We start from the raw sequence: 22309 nt of genomic DNA, 5'->3' as shown, positions 1-22309 counted from the left end.
CTCATGCTAGGCCGCACTGCCCATGGTCTGTTCTGGATGTTCCGCTATCTTGAACGGGCAGAGAACACAGCGCGCCTAATAGAAGCGGGCCTTCGTATGGCGCTGACACGCGATGTGGAGGCCGCGGAGGATGAATGGCGTTCGGTGATATCGACCCTTGGTCTGAAATCCTCGTTCGAAGCGGTGCATGAGAACTATGAAGGGGCGACCGTTTGGAACTTCATCCTCAGGGCCCCTGCCAATCCCGCCAATGTACGCGAGATGATGGGCGCTGTGCGCAACAACGCCCGGACCGCGCGCACATGCCTCTCGAACGAAGTGTGGGAGGCGGTCAATGAAAACTGGATGGCGCTTGATAAGCAGCTCTCCCGTCCTGTCAGCCAGTCAGCATTGGGTGATGTCCTCGCGCGGCTGAGAACGACTGGCATGCACATCCATGGCGCAATGGACGGGACGATCCTGCGCAATGAAGGCCACCATTTTGCCCGCGCCGGCACCTATATAGAACGCGCTGAGAGCACGGCGCATATTCTCGATATGAAATATTACTTGCTGCTCCCCTCGCTCTCCTATGTGGGGTCGAGCCTTGACATTGGCCAGTGGGAGCAGGTGCTGCGCTCGGTGGCAGGGGTGAACAGCTACAGCTGGATCAACCGCGGCAATATTGATGCGCGCTCTATCGTTGAATTTCTGGTGCTCGACCAGCGCTTCCCCCGCAGTCTTGCCTTCTGCCGCATTGCGCTGCGCAACCATTTGCAAAGTCTGGCAGAGCTTCACGGTGAGGAAGGAAAATCCGCTGGCCTACTTGCAGCCAAAGAAAGCTTAATTTCCGCGCTCAAGGTCGAGGAGATTTTCGAGCAGGGCCTGCATGAATTCCTCACCGAGTTCATGGCGCTCAATGGCGCGATTGGTCAGGCTATTGCCGAAGACTACCGGTTCTTGGCGTAAGGTGCCTCAATGAAACTCGCGATCCGTCATTCCACCCGCTACGTCTTTAGAGACCCCGTGATCCACGCGCTTCAGCGCCTGCGACTGACGCCCAAGGAAACACAAGGCCAAAAAATTCTCGAATGGGATATGGTCTACAGCAATGCACAGCCTGAGCTCGAATATGAGGATCAGAACTACAATACGGTGACGCTGGTTGCGGTGGAGCCGGGGGCTCATGAAGTCACGGTGACGTGTCAGGGCAAGGTCGAGACAAGCGATCATGCCGGCGTAATCGGGCGGCATTCAGGTCACCTGCCTTTGTGGAGCTTTCTTGGCCAAACTGATCTTACAAGGCCGGGGTTGCAGATGCACAATCTGGTTCGCGAGCTTGGCAGGCCGCAAGTGGCTGACCTTGAATTCCTTCATGAACTGTCCGCGCATATCGCCAAACGGGTGGTTTACACCACAGGCGCAACCGGTGCTGGGACCAAAGCTGAGGAAGCGGTGACTGCGGGCGAGGGCGTGTGCCAAGACCACACACACATCTTTATTGGCGCTGCGCGCTTGCTCGATATTCCGGCGCGCTATGTTTCGGGCTATCTGATGATGAATGACCGGATCGAACAGGAGGCAAGCCATGCCTGGGCCGAGGCACATATCGAAGGGCTTGGCTGGGTCGGCTTTGATGTTTCTAACGGCATCAGCCCCGATCCGCGATATGTGCGGGTGGCCACGGGCCGCGATTACCGCGATGCAGCGCCCGTGACAGGCATCAGTTTCGGTTCGTCAGAGCAAGTGCTTACCGTTGACCTCGAAGTTGAACAGCAAGCCCAGTAATACGCCCGGCAGCAAGCCCGTTGATTGGGCCAGTAAGGAAGACTATTATGACCTATTGCGTTGGTATGGTGCTTGATAAAGGCCTTGTTCTGATGAGCGATACCCGGACCAATTCGGGCGTCGACAATATCTCGGTGTTTCGCAAGATGTTCTCGTGGTCGGTGCCCGGTGATCGGATGATTGCGGTAATGACGGCCGGCAACCTTGCCACGACGCAGGCCGTTGTTAGCAAGCTTGAAGAGCGCACCAAGGAGCCAGACGAACGCGAAACCACCTTGCTCAATGGTCCTACCATGTTCACTGTTGCAACTGAGATCGGGCGGCTGCTGCGCCAGACCATCAGCGAGGTGCAGGACGCCAATGGGACCAAATCGCGCTTCACAGCCTCGATCATTCTGGCTGGGCAGATCGCTGGCATGGAGCCGCGCCTGTTCATGATCTATCCCGAAGGCAACTTTATTGAGGCAAGTTCAGACACGCCTTTCTTTCAAATAGGTGAAACCAAATACGGCCGTCCGATCCTGATCCGTGGGTATGAGCCTGATATGAGCATTGAGGACGCGGTGAAGCTGCTCATGGTATCGTTTGATTCCACGCTCAAAGCAAACCTGTCTGTGGGCCCGCCGCTTGATCTTATGGTGATTGGCAAGGACGACTTTGCCCCGTCGCATGAGAGACGTATCACCGCAGATGATGAATATTTCCGCGAAATCTCGTCGAATTGGGGAGCTGCGCTTAAGTCTGCTTTCGAGTCTCTTCCCGGTTACTCGCTCGAGTCGAAGTAAGGCTGTGGGCGAGTCCAAACGACTAATCGGCACATAACCCCATAACCCTTGCGGGCAATTGGTTCAAACTGGAGTGAATAACCTAGGGGGATTCAGCGATTTGGTGGTTTCCCGGACCGTATGACTCCATATCGGGGTTAGTGCCGCGTGAATTACATCTTGGGTGGGCGCACCAAGATAAGCATGTCACGCAAAGCCACCCTCCATTTCATCGATTCCAACAGCCGTCATCGCGCTGAATTGGCCCGAATAGGGTTTTCCCTGGGCCACCATTCAGAAGTGTATGGTGACATTTCGGAATTATCCATTCACCCACCGCGTGAGGGGATCATTGTCGCCCGCGATCTGCCTGATCAGGGCGGCGTTTCCATGATCCTTGATCGGCTCAGCCGATTGGGCATTTGGTTGCCTCTGATTGCGGTTGAGACAGACCCTCGTCCGGGCCGGATTGTTGAGGCGATCAAAGCGGGGGCGCTGGATTATCTCTCTCTCCCGCTTGATCCAGATCGCTTCGAACGGTGTCTGACCCGGATTGAAAAAGAGGCCGAAGTCTTTGGCGCAGTACGCCGCCGGATGATCGAAGCCCGTGACCGGATCGCAAGTCTCTCAGTACGTGAACGCGAAGTCCTAGAATGGCTCGCACAAGGAAGCAGCAATAAAGTCATCGCCCGTGAGCTGGAAATCAGCCCGCGCACCGTTGAAATCCACCGTGCCAACATGATGCACAAACTCGGTGCTCGTCACGCCGCCGAAGCCGTCCGTCTCAAACTTGAGGCGAAATTGGAGCCTCAGATTGAAGCCCAGATGTCCTATTAAACCTGGGTGAAACCCGCCAGTTAAAGCAGGTGTATATCTTGCGTAGGGCGCCCTTTTGAAGGGGAGGAAAAGTCACCCTGCCCTTGGTACCCAAACGGCCCCGGCATCTTTCCAGATGCCGGGGCCGTGTTTATTTTTAAGGCAGATCGCCGCCCACTTTCATATTCGTGGCAGCGTATTGCAAAGCTACCTGCACAGGCCGCTTGAAGAACCGTGTTTTGTACCCTCCAGATGAAAGTGATCAGCATGCGCCGGGTTGTAATCTGGGCTAAGGACAGTGCCAAACCGTTTGCAAGCCGACGACTTGACCACCCTTAGAAATTCGCGCTCTGCTGCATTGCCCCCGCTCCAATCCTTCATCAAGCTAATGCGCCGTCCATCGGCAAGGACAAATCCCGATACATCAATAGCTTCAGCGCGGGCATGGGCAGAGCGCTTGTCCGTACCTGCTACATTGCGGCAAGCATAGCTGCCCATCGTCTCAATCCTAGCAAGCGGACTGCCCAGAATTTGCTGAGCAGCCCGGTCCACACCAAACCGTGCCCAACTGCTAAAGGCATTTGCCACGTCGCATTTGACGGGCCCCAGATTGCTGATCCCGAAATTGCCGCGATCACCCGAGATCGACATAAGTTTGACTGTTCCCAATCTGCTGCAACCAGGCGCGCCATAAGCATCGGGCAATGGGTTAAACTGGGCTCCGCCTGCTCCAAGCGCATTGATACAATTGGCTTCGGCCGAGCGTCCAACATAGCTTTGCGGAGCGGCGGTTATGACGGCACGCGGGGCCTGCCGGGTGTAGGTTTGTGGCGGATAGGGTGAGGGCGCGCGCGATGCCGCGCCTTGGGCCGCACCATGTTCCCCGGTCCATGACGTGCCCGAGCTTGGCGTTTCGGGCATAGGGATGATCCCTCCGCATGCCGTAAGGGCAAGGGCAAGTGTCGCTGGTGCCAATAGGCGCAGGATGGCCGTTCGCTTCATACCTAAGGCCAAGTAACCGCGAGTGGTTAATTCCTCTCGCAACGATATTGGTTAACGCTGCGCTAAGTGTACCGCGATCCAAACTGAGTTCGCAAAATACTCGGCGAGGTCAGGGCATGTCATCGACCATCTGCTCCCATAGTTCGATCTTCACGCCATTGGGATCAAGGATCCAGGCAAACTTGCCGTAACCCTCATCCGCTGTGTCTAATACGTCGACGCCGCGAGACTTCAAAAGCTCGACAAAACCATCAAGGTCCGTCACCCGCAGATTGATCATAAAGCCGCCTTTGCCGGGCTTAATATATTCGCTGTCTTTGAAGTGGCTAATGAGCGAGTAGGGCTTTTCTTTGGGCTCTTCATCCCAAGCAAACTGCGGCCCATATTCGCCGTCCACTCCCAGCTTTTCGCGGTACCATGTGCGTGTAGCCTCCGGATCGTCAGCCACATAGAACACACCGCCTAAGCCTGTGATACGCGGCCCTCCCGTTTCGGATCCCGCGTCTTTTGACCCTGCATTCCCGGGTCCAGCTGTCTCAGTCATAAGTCCGCCTTCCTGCGTCTTGAGTACAGGGCCAACGGCTCGGCGCAAAGACCTATCCAATCAAAACTGCGTCGTGAACTCGATTATCGACGGCGGCAGAGCATCAAGCAGAGCGATCTCAATCAGCTTGTCAAACCCGGTCACCACCATAAGCCCCACGACGAGGAGCGCTGCACCAAATAGGGGTTTCCCATAATGCGCCAGTACGCCTAGCGTCTTCCGGCGCTCGCCCATGGCTTTGCGCGAACCATAAGCAAAGGCGAGCACACTTGTCGCAACCCCGAGCCCGAAGATCAGGAATATAACGAAGCTGGCAAGTAAATCCTGTCCCTGGCTGGCGGCTGCAATTGCAACGCCGAGTGTGGGGCCCACACACGGGGCCCAGACAACGCCAAGCAAAAGGCCGACCGCAAATTGGCCATACCAACCATCACCGCTCAAAGAAGAGAGGCGCCGGTTTCCGAAGTTTGAGATGGGGGCAGCGGCCGCGCTCAATGCCGCCTGCGCCTGCGGCACCACAAGCACCACGCCAGCCGCCGCGAGTAACCCGCCAGCAAAGAAACGCACGAACTGCTCATTGATCCCTAGCGAATAGCCGAAGGCGATGACTGTGAAGCCAAAGAGCGTGAAACTGGTGACAATGCCGCCTGCCAAAGCGAGCGGTCCAAACCTGCTCTTGCCCAGCGCCGATGCCACAAGGATCGGCACCAGCGGCAACACGCAAGGATTGAGGATTGTGACCACGCCCGCGAGGAAGGATAGGATTGCGCTACCGAACATGGGGGCCGCCTTGAATGGCAATGGGACGTTTAGAGGGCGTCCAGAACAACTTTACGAAGGCGTGTGCGGTTGGTTTGAGCGATCGAACGCGCCACTTCATCCATCCCCTTAAACACCAACACTGTGGACTGGCGCGGGATACGATTGGCGCGAAGGAAGGCTTTCTCATCGTCGAAGTTCACTTTGACGAACAGCACATCGCTCGATTGCTTTTCGGTTCTAAGTTCATCAAGGATCGGAGCCTGCGCGCGGCAAGTGGGGCACCAATCGGCATAGACGTCGACCACGATGGTCTTGCCTTTCTTTTGCGCTATCATGAACTCAGCTTCGTCGTAAGTGGTCCATTTGTCGGTATCGCCCTGTGCAGTGAGCGTGCTCGCACCGGCGACGAATACGCCGATGGCAGCGATGATAAGGAAAAGGCGGGTCATCTTTATTCTCTCAGTAGGAGGTATGGGCGTGGGCACCAAAGTTCATTGGCAACTTCGCTCGATCTAAGCACGCGGTTACAAATGAGCGGCAAATTGAAAGGCGTGTTACTGCTGCGTGATACGTGATTAGGGCCATAATTCAGTGTCTAGAAGGCGGCTTCACACACCTCTCAACTTTCTCAATTGCTAGCGACATTGCTGCTGTTTTCTGCATGGCTATGTGTCAACATTCACATCCCTTCATTGCGCGACCGTTCATGCTTTACATCTTGAGCAATTGCGCTGTGCTTCGAATGTAGAAAATGGTGCACCGCGCGGACGGCTTTAAATATCTTGCAACGTCATGAATGTTGCACGTTCTTTGGAGTTGTCGTTGAGCATGGTTTTTTGCGGGGGGTCAAGGTGGGCTTTTCCAATCCAGATTTTCTTGGGGCAGCAAATGAGGCTGCCGATCGTATAGCGCGAAGCGGCAAGGACATTGAAAAACTAGCGCGCGATATTCGCATGGGCTCGCCGGCCGAGGCAGCTAGCGCGCAGCAGCAAAAGCAGCGGCGCCAGATGCTGGACAATCTTTATTCTGAAGAACGCGAGGCACAGCTTGCGTTTGAGCGAATTATTGACGGCAATGAGCTGCAAGATGCGAATTACCTTCCGCGCGGCGCTTTGGTCGCCCGGTCCGTGGTACGGGTTGAGATCGTGAAATCCGGGGGTAAACGGCTTGGGTTCGGCTCAGGCTTCTTCGTGGGTGACGGCGTCATCATGACCAACAACCACGTGATCAAGAACCGAGAGCTTGCTGAACATAGCGAAATTCAGATGTTTTTCGAACGCGATTTACTGGGTCAGGACCGCATCCCCATTCGCTTTCGCCTCGACCCTGACAAACTGTTCTACACCAACAAAAAGCTCGATTTCACGATCGTTGCGGTCAAGGAACAGTCGGTCGGCGGTATGGCTACGCTTGAGGAAGTCGGCTGGCTTCCCTTGATCGCTGAGCTTGGAAAAGTGATGGAGGGCGAGTGGCTCACCATCATTCAGCACCCCAATGGCGAACGCAAACAGGTGTGCGCGAGGGACAATCAGTTTCTGGCGCGCGGCGACGATGTGCTTTGGTATTCAACAGATACATTGGGAGGATCCTCGGGTGCTCCCGTCTTCACAAACGATTGGTTGGTTGTGGCACTCCACCATTCGGGGGTTCCCCGGATCGAGAATGGCGCTTGGAAAACGGTGCGCGGAGACAATTACGATCCTACACGGCACACTGACGCCGATATCGACTGGATCGCGAATGAAGGCATCCGGATATCCAAAATCATCGAGCATTTGCGCACCAATTTGGAGATCGCGAACCACGCGATGATCGCGCCGATGCTCAATGTAGGAGTGCGCGATATTGCAAACCGTCTGCCGGTAATGTTTCGCGGTGGCGGACTGCCAGAGAGTCTCGCCCAAATCGCGCGCACTGTGAAAATCGCAGATTATATGAAATCAGCGGATGGGAAATCCGGCGGCCAAAAGCCCGTCTCGTCAAGCATTCCAAAAGATGGAGCAGCGCCGCCTGCACAGGCGGAAATTCCCGCGCTCGCTGATGGGCTTTGCGGTGATCAGACGGTCAATCTTACACTTTCGGTTAGAGACGGCGTGGTCAGCATTGACAAGGCAGCGGCGTCTTGCAGTGCTACGCCTGGTCGGCCTGAATACAAAAGCCAGGGCGGCGCCGTCCATGAGAACAGCGCCAGATTACAGGCGCCCGTCGACCCGGAGCGTGATTGGGCAGGCGCAGATGGCTACAATCCGCGTTTCCTTGGGCGAGGGGCAAAGACGGTCAATCTGCCTGAGCTGTCCCCTGAAATGCAAGCGCAAATAGCGCCATTGCAAGACGCGTATGGGGAGACTTTTTCTGAGGCGGAAAAAGCCGCAGGCGTTCTCAACTATATCAACTATTCCATAGTTATGAACGTGGCGCGAAGGTTCGCGTTCTATTCTGCGGCCAATGTGGACTGGGGCATGCGGCCCTATCTTTCCGGGCGCAATGATCGATGGATGTACGATGATCGGATCGCTCGCTCAGCGCAGGTCGATAACAGCTATTACAAGCGTAACGATTTTGACCGAGGGCACCTGACACGGCGCGAGGATTTGGAGTTTGGCGTGAACCCGGTCGCTGCAACGATCAGCGCCAACAACACCTGCACCTGGACCAATTGTGTACCGCAGCACTCGCGTTTTAATCAAAGCAAACAGCTTTGGCAGGGGCTTGAGCGCTATATCCTTGAGAACAGCTCACTACAGAGTGAATTCAAACTTCAGGCCTTCACCGGGCCTGTGTTTGGCAATGCCGATCCAGAATATCGCGGTCTCCAGTACCCTCTTGAATTCTGGAAAATTCTTGCTGCGATCAATCCAGATGGGGAGCTGTTTGCAACCGCCTATTTGCTGAGTCAGGAAGAGGTGATCGCGGGCCACGGGCTTGAGCGTAAAGACGGCGACCGGTTGGGCGCTTATAAGACGTTTCAGGTGCCGGTTGAGGAAGTGGAAGGGCTCACAGGGCTTCGCTTCACAAACGGGACCGGCCGAGGCAAAAAACCTCTGTGCGAGGCCGATCCTTTGGCACGAACCTGCACGCCGCATCTGACCAAAACGCACGTTTATAGGAAGGAGCATGAGAGCGCTGCGATCTGGCAATCAGGCCGCAGCAATGGCGAACTTCTGGATTATTCGGATATTGTCTTGAGCTGATCTTGCCGCTCCCACGCTTGCGCATTTTGAGCGGCTTGTTAAGGCCCATTGTGAGGGGGGCTACTTAAAGCCCGAAATCGCAAAGGAATTTTATATGGCAATCTCTGATCGTTTCGCTGGTAAGTCGGTTATTATCACCGGCTCCTCCACTGGCATTGGTGAAGGGATTGCGCGGCGTTTTCATGACGAGGGTGCCAATGTTGTCATCAATGCTCGCAACGCAGAGAAATGCGCTGAGATGGCGGCTAGCCTTGATGCGGAGCGCACTTTGGTCGTGCCCGGTGATGTCTCCAAAAGCGCTTTTGCGACCGAGATCGTGGAGGCCTGCGCCGAGAAATTCGGCGGGCTCGATGTGATGATCAACAATGCCGGTGTTGGCGGCGGGTCGATGCTTCACAAGACATCTGACGAGGAAATTGACCGCATCATAGACATTAACGTCAAGGGCGTCATTTACATGAGCCGGGCCGCGATCCCTCATCTTAAAGCGAGCAAGGGGTCCATTATCAATATTTCCAGCGTGTCAGGGATGGGCGGAGATTCCCTTCTGCCTGTTTACAACGCATCCAAAGGCGCAGTGACCAACTTTACTCGCGGGCTCGCCTTGCAAGTGGGCGGGATGGGCATTCGTGTGAACGCCATCAACCCGTCGATTACGCGTTCAGACATGGTGGACGGCATCACCGGCAATGACGCAATGATTGACGCCTTCATGCAGCGCGTTGCCATGGGCCGCATCGGCGAACCCGAAGATATCGCAGCGGCCGCCGCATTCCTTGCAAGCGAAGATGCAAGCTTCATCACTGGTGTCAACTTGCCTGTCGATGGCGGCGTCACTGCAAGCAATGGCCAGCCGAATTTTTTGGCGCTCGCTCAGGCTGCTAGGGGGTAGGTTTTCGCCGGGTCGCACGCGTTGGCGATATGGGACATTGTTCTAAAGTGGCTTGCTCTGCTTGCTGTGCTTGTCCTGCTTGCTCGTTTTCTCGCGCTTCACCTTTTTGAGGGCGTTCGCATCGCCCCATGGAATATCGGGCCGTTTGTTCTGGAACAGTTCGGCAAGGGTCAGGATTTGCAGAAGCGAGCGATTGTGCGTGAACGATTACCTCGAGTTCAAGGCCGGTACAAATCTGGCCACATACTCTGCTTTTTCAACCATTCAGAACGAAAGCGCGAACGTAGGATAATCGGTGTCGATTGGTTCTAGCGCATGAGTGTCTCTGTCCTGCCCCTCGGGTGATTTGAACAATATGTTGTAATCGGCGTTCGAATTGAGCAGCGGGCCGAGATAGATGAGGTCCACGCTCTTATCCGAAATATGCTCGCGCAGCATGTGCTGACTGTCACCGAAATAGATCGTGCTGGTCTTGGCTCACTTTCCTTCCGGCCAGAGTTACACGAAAAACAAGTGCTTCGACAAGCTCAGCACAAGCGGACGGAGAATAGCTGCACACTTCCCTTATCCGTCGTCCTAAACACCGCCATCGTCGTCCTGAACTCGTTTCAGGATAACAGCAGCGAGACGCCAAAGCGTCTATGGTTATCCCGAAATGAATTCGGGATGACGGTTGTAGGCTGCCGCGGCCTAACCTTTACTCCGACGTGCTTTCTTACGTTCGTGCGGGCACAGCAGCGCCTTGCGCAGGCGAATGCTCTGGGGGGTCACTTCGACCATTTCATCGTCGTCTATGTAGGCAATCGATTGCTCCAACGTCATACGGCGGGGCGGGGTTAGACGGATGCTGTCATCTTTGCCCGAGGAGCGGATGTTGGTGAGCTGCTTTGCCTTCATCGGGTTGACTTCGAGGTCATCGGGCTTGGCATTTTCGCCAATGATCATGCCCTCATACAGCTTCATCGAAGCGCCCACGAAGAGTTCGCCGCGCTCTTCCAGCATGTTAAGAGCATAGGCGTTGGATTCGCCGTCGCCATTGGAGATGAGAACGCCGTTATTGCGCCCTTCAATCGGGCCTTTGTAAGGGCCATATTTCTCGAACAGGCGGTTCATAATGCCCGTGCCGCGGGTGTCGGAGAGGAATTCGCCGTGATAGCCGATAAGGCCGCGTGACGGGGCAGAGAAAGTGATGCGGGTTTTGCCCTGACCCGACGGCTTCATCTCGGTGAGGTCCGCTTTGCGGCGCTGCATCTTCTCAACCACAGTGCCGGAGTGTTCGTCATCCACGTCGATAACGACCGTCTCATATGGCTCCATCTTTTGGCCGTCTTCTTCGCGAAGGAGCACTTTGGGACGGCTGATGCCAAGTTCAAAGCCTTCGCGGCGCATAGTTTCGATGAGAACGCCGAGCTGGAGTTCGCCGCGGCCTGCGACTTCAAAGCTGTCTTTGTCGGCGCTTTCCGTGATGCGGATCGCGACGTTGGTTTCAGCCTCGCGGAAGAGGCGGTCGCGGATCATGCGGCTGGTGACCTTATCGCCTTCGCGCCCGGCAAGCGGGCTGTCATTGACGGCAAAGCGCATGGCGAGCGTTGGCGGATCAATCGGCTGGGCTTCGATAGGCTCTTTCACCGATGGGTCGCAAATGGTGTTGGCAACGGTGGCTTTCTCAAGACCAGCCAGAGCGATGATGTCGCCTGCCTGCGCGCTTTCAACCGGCACCCGGTCGAGCCCGTCAAAGGAAAGCACTTTGGTCGCGCGGCCTGCTTCGACGACGTTGCCCTCGCTGTCGATGGCGTGGATCGGATCGTTGACCTTGAGCGTGCCCGATTGAACGCGGCCCGTCAGGATGCGGCCCATGAAGTTGTCACGGTCGAGAAGCGTAGCCAAGAAGCTGAACTTGCCGGTGGTGTCGAGGCCGGGTGAGGGGACATGCTCGGTGATCAGCTTAAACAGCGGATCAAGCGTACCTTCGCGCGCGGCTTCGCTGTCGCTGGCATAACCATCGCGGCCTGAGGCAAAAAGCGATGGGAAGTCGAGCTGATCGTCATTGGCATCGAGCGAAGCGAACAGGTCGAACACTTCGTCCAAGACTTCCTGCGGGCGGCCATCGGGTCGGTCGATCTTATTGACGACCACAATTGGGCGCAGGCCAAGGGCGAGCGCTTTACCGGTCACAAACTTGGTCTGAGGCATTGCGCCTTCTGCGCTGTCCACCAGAAGAATAACGCCGTCCACCATGCTCAAGATACGCTCAACCTCGGCTCCGAAGTCGGCGTGGCCCGGCGTATCAACTATGTTGATGCGTGTGGTTGTGCCGTCGTGCTCCCATTCAACGCTGGTGCATTTGGCAAGGATGGTGATCCCGCGCTCTTTTTCCAGATCGCCTGAATCCATCGCGCGCTCTTCAACACGCTGGTTTTCGCGGAAAGTGCCCGATTGGCGGAAAAGTTGGTCGACCAGAGTGGTTTTACCATGGTCAACGTGAGCGATAATCGCGATGTTACGCAGGTCGCGAGACATAAGGGTTCTCATTTTGGAAAGAAGTTTGGGAATTTGCCCGCCCCCCTAGACGCTATGCTGCGGCGCAACAAGGGCGTAATTCACCCAGCCTAATCACGCGCCAATTTAGCAACACAGCGCAAAAGGCACAGCGTGACGCAGCGTAAGTTGTTAATCAGTACTTTTCTCAATGCTGTGTGCACCTGCAAACAACCAGTTTTTGGGGTGTGACTGCTTGGCCACAGCTCTGACTTTACACTTATGCAAACCCTCGCACCCTGCTTGTAGGCGTGTTTAGGTTCGCCTATCGCAAAAGTCATTGGTCACACGCGTCACAGCCCAGCATCTGGGGATGCATCTATAGGCGGCTGGACGTTTGTGATGGGATATGAGGAGAAGGATATCCATGCGTTCAATTAATTCCGGCACCCCCGGTCGCTTCGGTTTGCACTGCTTGCAGGTGCCGCCGGTTTTGCCTTTACTGCACCGACAGCCGCCTTTGCTCAAGACGCTGATGCTGAAGAAGCAGCAGATGCGGCCGATGCTCTGGGAGATGATGGCGACAGCAATGTCATCATCGTGACCGCCTCGAAGCGTGAGCAGACGCTTCAGGAAACGCCGATTTCGGTTTCTGTGACCACTAGTGAAACGCTAGAAGATGCGCAGATCCGCGACGTCCTTGATCTGCAGACCGTCACTCCATCGCTGCGCGTTAGCCAGCTTCAAACCGCTTCGGCATCGACTTTCATCATTCGCGGTTTCGGTAACGGCGATAACAACTTCGGTATCGAGCCATCGGTCGGGGTCTTCATTGACGGCGTGTTCCGTTCACGTTCTGCCGGTGCGCTTTCCGATCTTCAGAATGTTGAACGCATCGAAGTGCTGAACGGCCCGCAATCGACGCTGTTCGGTAAGAATGCATCGGCCGGCGTTATCTCTGTTGTTACGCGGAAGCCGCAATTCGATTGGGGCGGCTCGATTGAGGCAACCTACGGTAATTTCGATGCGTACACTATTGAGGGTGACATTACCGGCCCTATTACCGAGAACATCGCATTCTCGGTCGACGGCAGCTACAACCGCCGCGACGGGTACGGCACAATTCTTAATCTCGATGAAGAGATTAACGACCGCAACCGTTGGTCTGCGCGTGCACAGTTGCTGATCGAACCGACCCCTGATTTCAGTATCCGCGCTATGGGCGATTATTCGCGGATCGACGAAGTCTGTTGCACCGTCGGCACGGTTGTCGCGGGCCCTACCTCGGCGGGTATCCTTGCCGTTGGTGGTCAATTCAGTACGGACATCTTTGCTCGCGAGGTGTTCCTGAACTTTGTGCCTGAAAACGAAGTCGATAATTATGGCGGCTCGATTCAGATGGATTACGATCTTGGTGCGCTGAGTTTCACCTCGATCACAGCGTATCGTGAACTGAAGAACAGCTTTCTGACGGACATCGATTTCACCAGCGCAGACGTCGCTAACGAAACTCGCGCGCAGGACGTTCAAACCTTCACTCAGGAATTCAGGGTTACATCGGATTTTGATGGTCCGATCAACTTCCTGCTTGGCGGCTATTATTTCGACGAGTCGATCAGCCAGGACAGTTCGATCCAGAACGGTACAGACATTCGAAATTTCTTTGAAATTCTGGCAGGTCAAGACCCTGTGGCAGTGCTGACGGGGCAACCGACCTTGTTCAACGGGCTGGAGGCGGCTTTCGGCTTCCCACAGGAAAGCATTTTCAATACGCCTCTGTTGACCGAAGAACTTTTCGAGATGGACAACACATCTTATTCAGTTTTCGGCACGATTGATTATGAACCAGTTGATGGCCTCGTCTTTACCGTTGGCGGTAACTACACCGACGATTCAAAGAACTTCGCGCTTAGCCAAGCGAGCTTTGATCCATTGGCGCAGGTCAACTTCGTCGATGCCTTCATCACGGGGGCCACGGCAGCTGATCCCAACCTGCCTCTCGTCACCAATCGTGACGAATTCCAGGCTCTGCCAGCAGCAGTTCAGGCGGGCCTGCTTGCAGCGGCGACAGACCCAGTGCAGAACGAACTTCTTGGTCTGGCTGCGTTTCAGTTCCAGCCGCCCTTCCTGGCTCTTCCTAACGCGGTCGAAGACGGCCAGACGGATGATGACAAGTTCACATATCTGTTGCGTGCGGCGTATCAGATTTCGAATGAGGTCAACATCTACGCCAGTTTCGCCACCGGCTTTAAGGCAAGTTCAGTCAACCTTTCGCGGGACAGCCGTCCTTTAAACACCGACTTTCAGGCCGGTCCCGGCGGATCGACGTTTGCCGCACCGGATTCGCCAATCATCGACGCTGGTCTTCAGCTTCCAAACCTTTCGTCAGGTTCACGCTTTGCTGGACCGGAGGATGCAGAAGTCTACGAATTCGGCATCAAGGGGCAATGGCCAGGCTTTGGTTTCAACCTAGCCATCTTTGACCAAACGATTGAAGGGTTCCAGAGCCTGGCCTTCACCGGAACCGGTTTTGCGCTGCAAAATGCGGGTCAGCAATCGGTTCAGGGTTTTGAACTGGATACTACAATCAATCCGACGGACGGATTGGTGTTCACCTTTGCGATGACATACCTCGATCCGGTGTTCGACAGCTTCCCCGGAAGCGTTTTGGGCGATCTGACCGGCGTTACCCCAGCGGGTATTCCCGAAATCGCAATCTCGACTTCGGCAACATACACGCATGAATGGGATAGCGGCACTTCACTGCTGACCCGTGTCGATTACAACCACGAAAGCAATACGTTGATCAACAACGGCTTGCCGACCTTTGGCCCGAACAATTTCGAACGCGAAGTTAATCTGGTGAACGCGTCGGTTACGCTACGGCTCGTCAATGGCCTGGAAGTGGGCGCGTTCGCGCGTAACCTGCTTGACCAGGACTTCATCACGACGGTGTTTGACGGCGTTGCTCAGGCCGGCACGGTATCGGGTTACCCGAACCAGCCGCGCACTTATGGCGGTGTGGTTCGCTTCCGTTTCTGATCGAGCGAGCGCTCATGCGCTTTTGACAAAAGACCCCGTGTGAGAAATCGCACGGGGTCTTTTTTGTTGGCCACATGCGCGGATACTCAAACGGCCTTTTCCCCCGAATAGAGCGCGAATGCCTTGAATATTCGGCCAGCATATGGTCGCTTGTGCGCCGCTAAACCGAGGGGATCAATTTTATGCATTGGATGATTTTGCCGTTGAAGCGGTATTTTGACTTCTCTGGCCGTTCACGCCGGATGGAATATTGGATGTTTGTCGTATTCACGACGCTTGTTGGCGTCGTGCTGGCTGGGCCTGCGTTTTTTGACATTATAGCGGCATCGGCCACTGATCCGCTTGCGGCTCAAACCGATCCCTTCTCAGAGCCTGACCAATTAGCAGGAATAGGCACGCTGGAACTCGTGGGCATTAGCCTCTATGGACTGTTCATTCTGGCGGTATTTATTCCTAGTATCGCGGTTGTGATACGCCGCCTGCATGACCGTGATATGTCCGGTTGGTGGTATCTTGGCTTTATCGTGGCCAGCATCATTCCGCTGATCGGTATCATTGCGAGCATCGCTTTCATCGTCGTGATGTTCCTCCCCGGCACGGATGGACCGAACCGGTTTGGTCCAGACCCCAAAGACCCTCACAACGCGGACGTCTTTGCATAAATGGTGCTAGCCCGCTTAGGCGTCTATGTGCGTTAAAGTTCGCGCAGCGCCTGAGCGGGTTTCGCTCTCAATAGGGGGAGCGAGCCGCCAAGCGCAAATGCGAGCACCGTTGCCAGTCCCATTCCAAGGACGGCGAGCACCACGCCCCAATCCGGAAGCCAGTCGAACTCGAACAATTGGGTGATGATCACCCAAGCGAGGCCTGATCCCAATCCGAGCGCGACAAGAGCGAGCGCGCCTGCAATCAGGCCATATTCTGCAAGCTGAAGCCCAAGGATTTGCCTTCGTGATGCGCCCATAACCCGTAAGACCACCGTGTCATAAGTGCGCGCCGCGCGAGCGGCAGCGATGGCTCCCATCAACACCGCTAGACCTGCAAGGACCGCCACAGCCGCCGCTGCAAGCGTTGCCAGGCCAACTTGCTCTAGAATTGTGCGCGCCTGCACCAGAACCTCGCCCACTTCGACGACAGAGCTTGATGGGAATTCCTGCACCATCGTCCGCAACAGCTGCGCGCGGTCTTCGACGCTGGCGTTATCGGGAAGCTCAATCGTTGCGGAAAGCTTGTGCGGCGCATCGGCAATCGCGCCACTGGAAAACACCATGGTGAAGTTAAACCCCATGCTCTCCCAGTCGATCTCGCGCGTGTTGGCAATGCGCACATCACGTTCCTGCCCAAGAATGCCGATGGTCAGCATGTCGCCAATCTCAAGTCCGGCTGCATCGGCAAATTCTTTGTCGATAGAGACAAGGCTCTCGCCCGCATTTGCCTCGTTCCACCATTCACCGTCGACAACGCGGCTACCCATGGGTGGTTCGTCGGCGTAGGTGATGCCTCTCTCACCGTTAAGGGCCCATGCTCCCTCTGGGATTTCTTCAAGGTCAGCGGTGCGCTGCATCGCGCCTTCTGGGCCAAACGCAAGCACAGAGCCGCGCATTGTTGGTACCGCGCGCACAGTGGCATCGGGAAAAGGAGCGGTGATCAGCGAGGTGAACCGCTTCCGCTCTTCAGGCGGGACGTCAATCACGAAATAGTCGGGTGCCTCTTGCGGCACGCGGGATTGGATATTGCCGTCAATTGCACTTTGGATAGCGGCAAGCAGAACGAAGGCAGCAAGACCAAAGCCAAGCGCTGTGACGAGAGCGCTTGTCGGCGCACCGGGGCGGTGAATATTAGCGAGGGCCGAGCGCAGCAGCGGATTGGAAGGACGCGGCAATCTCCGTGCTACATGCTGGAGCCCAAGGCCCAAGCCTGCTAGCGCAATCAAAGCAAGGCCTGCCCCTGCAAGAAAGCTTGCAGTCAGCCACGCCTGTCCTGTGGTAAACAGCGCCAGCATACAAATCGCCGCAAGACCCGCTGCGGTCGCAAACAGCGCGCGGCGGTCGCTTGAGAGCGGCACAATCCGGCTGCGCATAAGCGCCATGGCGGGAAATGAGCGCGCCCTCAAAAGCGGCGCAGAGGCAAACGCAAAGGCAACCAGTACACCGTAAGCACCGGCCAACAGCAGCGGTGCAGGCTCAATCACAAAGCCGCCTTCAATCGGCAATAACCCTTGCAAAGCCATGCCGAGCAGCGGGGTGACCAGAACGCCGGCTGCAAGGCCAAGCGCGCTTCCGACAACCGCAGCGACCGCGATTTGAAGCGCGTAAATACGCATAATATCGCGCGATGATGCGCCGAGCACTTTGAGCGTCGCAATGCTAGCGCGCCGCTGATCGAGGTATGAGGATACGCCCCCGGCAATTCCGATGCCCGCAATCACCAATGCGGCCAGTCCCACAAGCGTCAGAAAGTCGCTCATCCGAGTGACAAAACGATCAGCTCCCGGCGATGCGCGGTCTCTGGTGCGGAAGTCAAATCCGGCATTTGGAAAGGCTGCGGTGAGCTCTTCTTGAATACCCTCCGGATCGGTGCCTGCATCCGTGAATGCAATGCGGTATTTGCTTTGAAATAGGGAGCCGGGCTGGAGCAGGCCGCCATCAAGCGGGACCTGTTTTGCCACAAGCACGGTTGGGCCCAATTGAAAGCCTTCGGACAAGCGGTCAGGCTCATTGGCAATGATGCCTGCTGCGCGCAGATCCGAGGTGCCGAGGCGGAATGTGTCTCCCACTTCGATATTGAGCCGGTCAAGCGCGCCTTGCGCAAGATAGGCGTCATTGCCAGTGGGCGCGCCGGGCGTGCTGCCATCGGCCAGGGTGAATTCGCCAAACAGCGGCCAATTGCTCTCTACCGCTTTCAGCTCAACGGGCGCCGCGGCATCATCGGTGCTTGCCATGGCTTGCAGGCGGTAGCCACCTGATATCTCGCCATACTCGTCAAGCGACGATTGCTCTTCCTGCGATAAATCGCGTTGCCAAACCTCAACCTCCAGGTCACCGCCGAGCAGCTCCCGGCCCGAACTTTCAAGCTCGCGTTCGATTGAGGCGGTGAGAGTACCGATCGCGGCAAGCGCCGCTGTGCCAAGGAATATGCAGACCAGAAGGAGCCTGAGACCCTTAAACCGCGCATTGAGGTCGCGCCGCGCAATGTGCCAAGCATCTCCCCAGCCAAGACCTCCCGGAGGGCTCGGAGCATTCTCAGTGCTCGCAGTACCCGGTGCGCTCATTCTGCTGCCTCGGCGGCAGGCTGCGCGCCTGTGCGGCGGTCGGATGCAATCACACCGTCTGCCATGGTGAGCACGCGCTCGCATTTTTCGGCCAATGCTGCATCATGCGTGATGATCAGCAAAGTCGCACCTGTTTCGGCGCGCCTTACGAAAAGGAGCTCAACAATCTCCTCACCCGTGGACGCGTCGAGGTTCCCGGTGGGCTCATCTGCAAAAATGAGGGTTGGACGCGGCGCTGTGGCTCTTGCGATAGCAACACGCTGCTGTTCGCCGCCAGACAGCTGTGCCGGATAATGGCCGGTCCGGTGGCCAAGGCCAACCGCCTCAAGCTCGGCGTGAGCGCGCGGGCTCGCATCTTTGCTGCCTGCCAATTCCATCGGGGTCGCTACGTTCTCTGTCGCAGTCATTGTGGGGAGGAGGTGGAAGGCTTGCAGCACAATTCCGATCCTACCCCGGCGCGCGGCGGCAAGGCCGTCTTCGTTCAGCGATGCAAAGTCTTGGCCTGCCACGGTCAGCGATCCGCCGGTGGCGCGTTCGAGGCCCGAAAGCACTGCCATAAGCGAGCTTTTGCCTGAGCCTGACGGACCCAGCAAAGCCACAACTTCGCCCTTGGCAATATCAAGGTCGATGCCCTTGAGGATATCAACCGGCGCATCGGATGAGCCAAGGGTCAAGGTGAGGCCGCGCGCACTGATGGCGAGATCGGCATTTGGGGCGGTGGTGCCTGAGGCAGAAGAGGGCTTTGTCACGAGGTTCCAGATGGGATAGGGATGGGTTTCAAACAAGTACCAATTGAAAGGTTCAGCGAAAGCTATGCGACGCTTGCAGAAAAATACAGTACGAACGAACCTAGCATGGGTTTCCGCTTTGGCGCTTTCGTTGGCGGCTTGCGGGTCAGAGCCTTCGTCCGAGGCACCGGTGGAGCAGCCTGTCGCTGGTACGGCGCAAGGCGCGTTTGAACCCGGCGAACAGGCGATCCCCGTCATGGGCGAAGAAGTGCGCATCCTCGCTTTTGGTGACAGCCTTTTTGCAGGGTACAATTTGAAAGAGCCCGAGGGTTATCCCGAAAGGCTTGAAGTGGCGATGCGCGCGCGCGGAATTAATGCACGGGTGATTGACGCTGGGGTTCCCGGCGACACCAGCGCTGCAGGGCTAGACCGGCTCGATTTTGTGCTAAAGGCCCAGAAGGAAAAGCCCGATCTTTTCATCCTCGAACTTGGCGGAAATGATCTCTTGCGCGGCCTCTCGCCAGAGCAAACGCGGGCCAATTTCGATGCGATGCTCACGGTGGTTTCAGATGCGGATATCCCTGTCCTTTTAATGGGAATGCGCAGTCCGCCCAATTATGGACCGGAGTTTACTGCCGATTTTGACGCGATCTATCCTGATATGGCGGCCAAATATGATGCGCAGCTGATCCCGTTTTGGCTTGAGGATATATTTCAAGAGCCCCAGTTGTTCCAAAATGACCGCATTCACCCCACGGCCGAAGGGATTGAGGCGTTGGTCGCATCAACCATCGATGAAGTGGTGGCGGCGCTGCCGTCTGACGAGAGCTAGAGCCTTTCGAGCGATCCGCCGCTAACCCGCCAGATTGCCGCCTCTTCTTGGATATCGGCAAACGGGGCAAGCTCGGTTCCGGTCATCCAGATTTGCGCTTTGCCTGCGCGCAGGCGCTCAAACAAGGCGGTGCGCCGCACGGGATCAAGGTGCGCTGCAACTTCGTCCAATAATAGCACGCTAGGCCTTCCCGTGGCTGCAAGAACACCGTGAGCAAGGGTAATTGCGATGAGCATCGCCTTTTGCTCGCCGGTCGAGCAAGACGCAGCGGGAGGGCCGGGGGAGCGATCCTTTTGCGCCATCACCACTTCCAGCTCATCACGGTGCGGTCCAGTGAGCGCGCGGCCAGCGGCGCGGTCGCGTGGGCGATTGCGCGCGAACTCGGCAAGCAGCTCTTCTGGCGTTACGGGGCCGCCGGGGCGGTAAGTCAGGATCGGCCGCGCAAAAGGTTCTACGGGGAGGGCGGAGAGTTCATCTGACAATCGCGCCACCAATGCCGCACGCGTCTGCGCGGCCATGCTTCCATGCTGCGCGGCTTGGGCCTCAACCGCATCGAGCCAGCGAGCATCGCCGCGATCTTCGAGCAGGCGGTTGCGTTCACGCATCGCCGTCTCCAGCTGGTTCACCGCCTTTGCGTGCCCCGGCTCAATCGCCAGCGCCATCCGGTCCACAAATCGCCGCCGCGCGCCCGCACTGTCAGTAAACAGGCCATCCATCGAAGGGGTAAGCCATGAGACCGCGTGCCACTCGCTTAAAGAGGACGACTTTGCCTCCGCTCCATTGATGCGAACCAGACGCCGGGTGGGGCGCTCTGCCTCAGTATAGGTGCCGATACGTGCGCTCGTTTGGCCTTGCTCGATCAGGCTTGCACCAATGGCAAAAGCGCCGGGCTGTGCGTCGCCAGTTTGCCTAAGCGCAAAGTCGGCAAGATTTGCACGCCTTAGGCCCCGGCCCGGGGAAAGCAGCGAGATCGCTTCAAGCACATTGGTCTTGCCCGCACCGTTCTCTCCCACAAGCAAGTTGAAATGCGCAGTATCGCTCAGCTCGCTCGCGGCATGATTGCGGAAGTTTTGGAGGGTGATCTTTGCAAGCGCCATGGTCGTCCATTCGCCTAGCAGGGGCGGAGCGAAAGCACAGCCTTTGAAACTGCTGAAATCAACATTACCAACTATTGGGGAAAAATCCCAACCTTTCGGAATGATGAACAAAAGGATAAGTTCGTAACAGAGCGTCAACCGCAGAAATCCGCCATTTTTCAAGTTTGGCACGCCTTCTGCAAAGTCTTTGGTGTCCCCCGGCCAAGAACGAAAACGCGCCGGGAAAACATACCGAGACTTGATTTTAGGAGACCAACAATGACTGCCACTAACACCGCAAACCGCTTTTTCGCTGCTGCTCTCTCAGTCGTCGTATCAGCCGCAATGTTCGCTTACGCCATCGTCCCAGCAACCCCTGGTATCGCTTAATTTCAGGCGCTTATTTAACCCAATTCGAAAGGACCAAAACCATGTTCGCCAATGAAACCGCCAACCGCTTCTTCGCAGCTGGATTCTCAGTTGTCGTGACTGCCGGTGTCTTCGCCTACGCAATCGTTCCTGGCTCACCCGTCATCGCCTGAGCCGATTGATTGCAAACTCACACTTCCCACCAACAGGATAGGATAATGTACTCTTTCTTTGACCTTTCCAGCACGAAAGCGGCCCGCGTCATTGCAGGCACTGGAGCGCTCATCATCACCGTGATATTGATGGCAGGGGCCATCATTCCCGCCCAAGGAACCGCCACACCCGGCACTGTACTTTTGACCACTGGAGTTCTCGCATGAGCAATTTGACCCAAAACAACAGCCGTCCGCCAAGCAGCGGATTCCGCCTCGACAAGCAGAGCGGCAAGCTGTTCGGCGTCTGCTCAGGCCTTGCCAATTGGTCCGGTGTTGATGCCCTCATTTGGCGCATCGGATTTGTCGGCGCGGTTATTCTAGGCGTCGGTTTCCCGATCCTGATCTACCTCGCAATCGCGCTGATCGCAGACTAAGCCACGCTGGCCGGTTTTCATCACCGCCAACGGTCTCCGGCAAAAATTTGAGAAAACCGGTAAAGGGGCCTCACGAGGGCCCCTTTTGTTTGTCCATGATCTCTAGAGAAGGAAGCTGCTCGCTCCAATGAACTATTGACCGATGGTCATACCCTCGCCCAATATTAGGTTCTCGCAACAAGGGAGAAG

General features: G+C 56.4%; 23 protein-coding genes. 14 read left to right on the top strand and 9 right to left on the bottom strand.

Annotation, left to right across the window (positions count from 1 at the left end; all coding sequences use genetic code 11):
- Window positions 1-3: 3 nt before the first annotated feature.
- The 4 genes from AC0V60_RS08755 to AC0V60_RS08740 all read left to right on the top strand — a co-directional run bounded on the left by AC0V60_RS08755 (window position 4) and on the right by AC0V60_RS08740 (window position 3368).
- On the top strand, window positions 4-948 hold the full coding sequence (locus AC0V60_RS08755) for an alpha-E domain-containing protein (protein WP_486178094.1): 945 nt from the start codon (window positions 4-6) through the stop codon (window positions 946-948).
- Window positions 949-957: 9 nt separating this feature from the next.
- The gene (locus tag AC0V60_RS08750) at window positions 958-1767 is read left to right on the top strand and encodes a transglutaminase family protein (protein ID WP_486178093.1); all 810 of its coding nucleotides are present in this window, start codon (window positions 958-960) and stop codon (window positions 1765-1767) included.
- A gap of 47 nt (window positions 1768-1814) precedes the next feature.
- Entirely contained in the window at window positions 1815-2552 is a 738-nt protein-coding gene (locus AC0V60_RS08745; protein WP_486178092.1) for a proteasome-type protease, read from the top strand.
- Window positions 2553-2735: 183 nt separating this feature from the next.
- Window positions 2736-3368 (top strand): response regulator transcription factor, encoded by a 633-nt coding sequence (locus tag AC0V60_RS08740; RefSeq protein ID WP_486178091.1) that lies wholly within the window; start codon window positions 2736-2738, stop codon window positions 3366-3368.
- 186 nt (window positions 3369-3554) lie between these two features.
- On the opposite strand, the gene AC0V60_RS08735 is transcribed toward AC0V60_RS08740, so the two are convergent.
- The 4 genes from AC0V60_RS08735 to AC0V60_RS08720 form a co-directional block, all read right to left on the bottom strand.
- Complete coding sequence (locus tag AC0V60_RS08735) at window positions 3555-4349, bottom strand: extensin-like domain-containing protein (RefSeq protein WP_486178090.1); 795 nt, start codon at window positions 4347-4349, stop codon at window positions 3555-3557.
- Between the two features lie 109 nt (window positions 4350-4458).
- The gene (locus tag AC0V60_RS08730) at window positions 4459-4893 is read right to left on the bottom strand and encodes a VOC family protein (protein ID WP_486178089.1); all 435 of its coding nucleotides are present in this window, start codon (window positions 4891-4893) and stop codon (window positions 4459-4461) included.
- Between the two features lie 60 nt (window positions 4894-4953).
- The gene (locus AC0V60_RS08725; protein WP_486178088.1) at window positions 4954-5673 is read right to left on the bottom strand and encodes a cytochrome c biogenesis CcdA family protein; all 720 of its coding nucleotides are present in this window, start codon (window positions 5671-5673) and stop codon (window positions 4954-4956) included.
- Window positions 5674-5702: 29 nt separating this feature from the next.
- Complete coding sequence (locus AC0V60_RS08720; RefSeq protein ID WP_486178087.1) at window positions 5703-6104, bottom strand: thioredoxin family protein; 402 nt, start codon at window positions 6102-6104, stop codon at window positions 5703-5705.
- Window positions 6105-6491: 387 nt separating this feature from the next.
- On the opposite strand from AC0V60_RS08720, the gene AC0V60_RS08715 reads away from it, so the two are divergent.
- Window positions 6492-8846, top strand: a complete 2355-nt coding sequence (locus AC0V60_RS08715) for a DNA/RNA non-specific endonuclease (RefSeq protein WP_486178086.1) — start codon at window positions 6492-6494, stop codon at window positions 8844-8846.
- Window positions 8847-8940: 94 nt separating this feature from the next.
- Window positions 8941-9738: a meso-2,3-butanediol dehydrogenase gene (gene budC / locus AC0V60_RS08710; RefSeq protein ID WP_486178085.1), complete on the top strand. Its 798-nt coding sequence runs from the start codon at window positions 8941-8943 to the stop codon at window positions 9736-9738.
- Window positions 9739-10002: 264 nt separating this feature from the next.
- On the opposite strand, the gene AC0V60_RS08705 is transcribed toward budC, so the two are convergent.
- Both AC0V60_RS08705 and typA read right to left on the bottom strand, forming a co-directional pair.
- Entirely contained in the window at window positions 10003-10176 is a 174-nt protein-coding gene (locus tag AC0V60_RS08705; RefSeq protein ID WP_486178084.1) for a hypothetical protein, read from the bottom strand.
- Between the two features lie 252 nt (window positions 10177-10428).
- Entirely contained in the window at window positions 10429-12258 is a 1830-nt protein-coding gene (gene typA / locus AC0V60_RS08700) for a translational GTPase TypA (RefSeq protein WP_486178083.1), read from the bottom strand.
- 385 nt (window positions 12259-12643) lie between these two features.
- On the opposite strand from typA, the gene AC0V60_RS08695 reads away from it, so the two are divergent.
- The 3 genes from AC0V60_RS08695 (at window position 12644) to AC0V60_RS08685 (ending at window position 15920) form a co-directional block, all read left to right on the top strand.
- Entirely contained in the window at window positions 12644-12820 is a 177-nt protein-coding gene (locus AC0V60_RS08695; RefSeq protein WP_486178082.1) for a hypothetical protein, read from the top strand.
- Entirely contained in the window at window positions 12817-15258 is a 2442-nt protein-coding gene (locus AC0V60_RS08690; RefSeq protein WP_486178081.1) for a TonB-dependent receptor, read from the top strand. Before AC0V60_RS08695 ends, AC0V60_RS08690 begins: the two co-directional genes overlap by 4 nt.
- Window positions 15259-15440: 182 nt before the next feature.
- Entirely contained in the window at window positions 15441-15920 is a 480-nt protein-coding gene (locus tag AC0V60_RS08685) for a DUF805 domain-containing protein (protein WP_486178080.1), read from the top strand.
- 32 nt (window positions 15921-15952) lie between these two features.
- On the opposite strand, the gene AC0V60_RS08680 is transcribed toward AC0V60_RS08685, so the two are convergent.
- A complete protein-coding gene (locus tag AC0V60_RS08680) occupies window positions 15953-18526 on the bottom strand; it encodes an ABC transporter permease (protein WP_486178079.1) in 2574 nt (857 codons plus the stop codon).
- Window positions 18523-19275, bottom strand: coding sequence for an ABC transporter ATP-binding protein (locus AC0V60_RS08675; RefSeq protein WP_486178078.1), 753 nt, complete (start codon window positions 19273-19275; stop codon window positions 18523-18525). Before AC0V60_RS08675 ends, AC0V60_RS08680 begins: the two co-directional genes overlap by 4 nt.
- A 64-nt stretch (window positions 19276-19339) precedes the next feature.
- Between AC0V60_RS08675 and AC0V60_RS08670 the strand changes: the two genes are divergently transcribed.
- Complete coding sequence (locus tag AC0V60_RS08670; RefSeq protein WP_486178077.1) at window positions 19340-20086, top strand: arylesterase; 747 nt, start codon at window positions 19340-19342, stop codon at window positions 20084-20086.
- On the opposite strand, the gene recF is transcribed toward AC0V60_RS08670, so the two are convergent.
- Window positions 20083-21183, bottom strand: coding sequence for a DNA replication/repair protein RecF (gene recF / locus AC0V60_RS08665; RefSeq protein WP_486178076.1), 1101 nt, complete (start codon window positions 21181-21183; stop codon window positions 20083-20085). The genes AC0V60_RS08670 and recF overlap by 4 nt on opposite strands.
- Window positions 21184-21441: 258 nt before the next feature.
- Between recF and AC0V60_RS08660 the strand changes: the two genes are divergently transcribed.
- Genes AC0V60_RS08660 through AC0V60_RS08645 form a run of 4 tightly spaced genes read left to right on the top strand, consistent with a single transcriptional unit; the run spans window position 21442 to window position 22120 of the window.
- Entirely contained in the window at window positions 21442-21552 is a 111-nt protein-coding gene (locus AC0V60_RS08660; protein ID WP_486178075.1) for an enoyl-CoA hydratase, read from the top strand.
- A gap of 41 nt (window positions 21553-21593) precedes the next feature.
- Window positions 21594-21704, top strand: coding sequence for an enoyl-CoA hydratase (locus AC0V60_RS08655; RefSeq protein WP_486178074.1), 111 nt, complete (start codon window positions 21594-21596; stop codon window positions 21702-21704).
- Between the two features lie 45 nt (window positions 21705-21749).
- Window positions 21750-21911, top strand: coding sequence for a hypothetical protein (locus AC0V60_RS08650; RefSeq protein WP_486178073.1), 162 nt, complete (start codon window positions 21750-21752; stop codon window positions 21909-21911).
- Complete coding sequence (locus AC0V60_RS08645) at window positions 21908-22120, top strand: PspC domain-containing protein (RefSeq protein ID WP_486178072.1); 213 nt, start codon at window positions 21908-21910, stop codon at window positions 22118-22120. The genes AC0V60_RS08650 and AC0V60_RS08645 overlap by 4 nt, the downstream gene beginning before the upstream one ends.
- The last annotated feature ends 189 nt before the right edge of the window (window positions 22121-22309 follow it).

Source organism: Erythrobacter sp. S259 (genome assembly GCF_057364965.1).
Note: the sequence above shows the minus strand (reverse complement) of the source record. Positions and strands in the feature narration are given on the sequence as shown.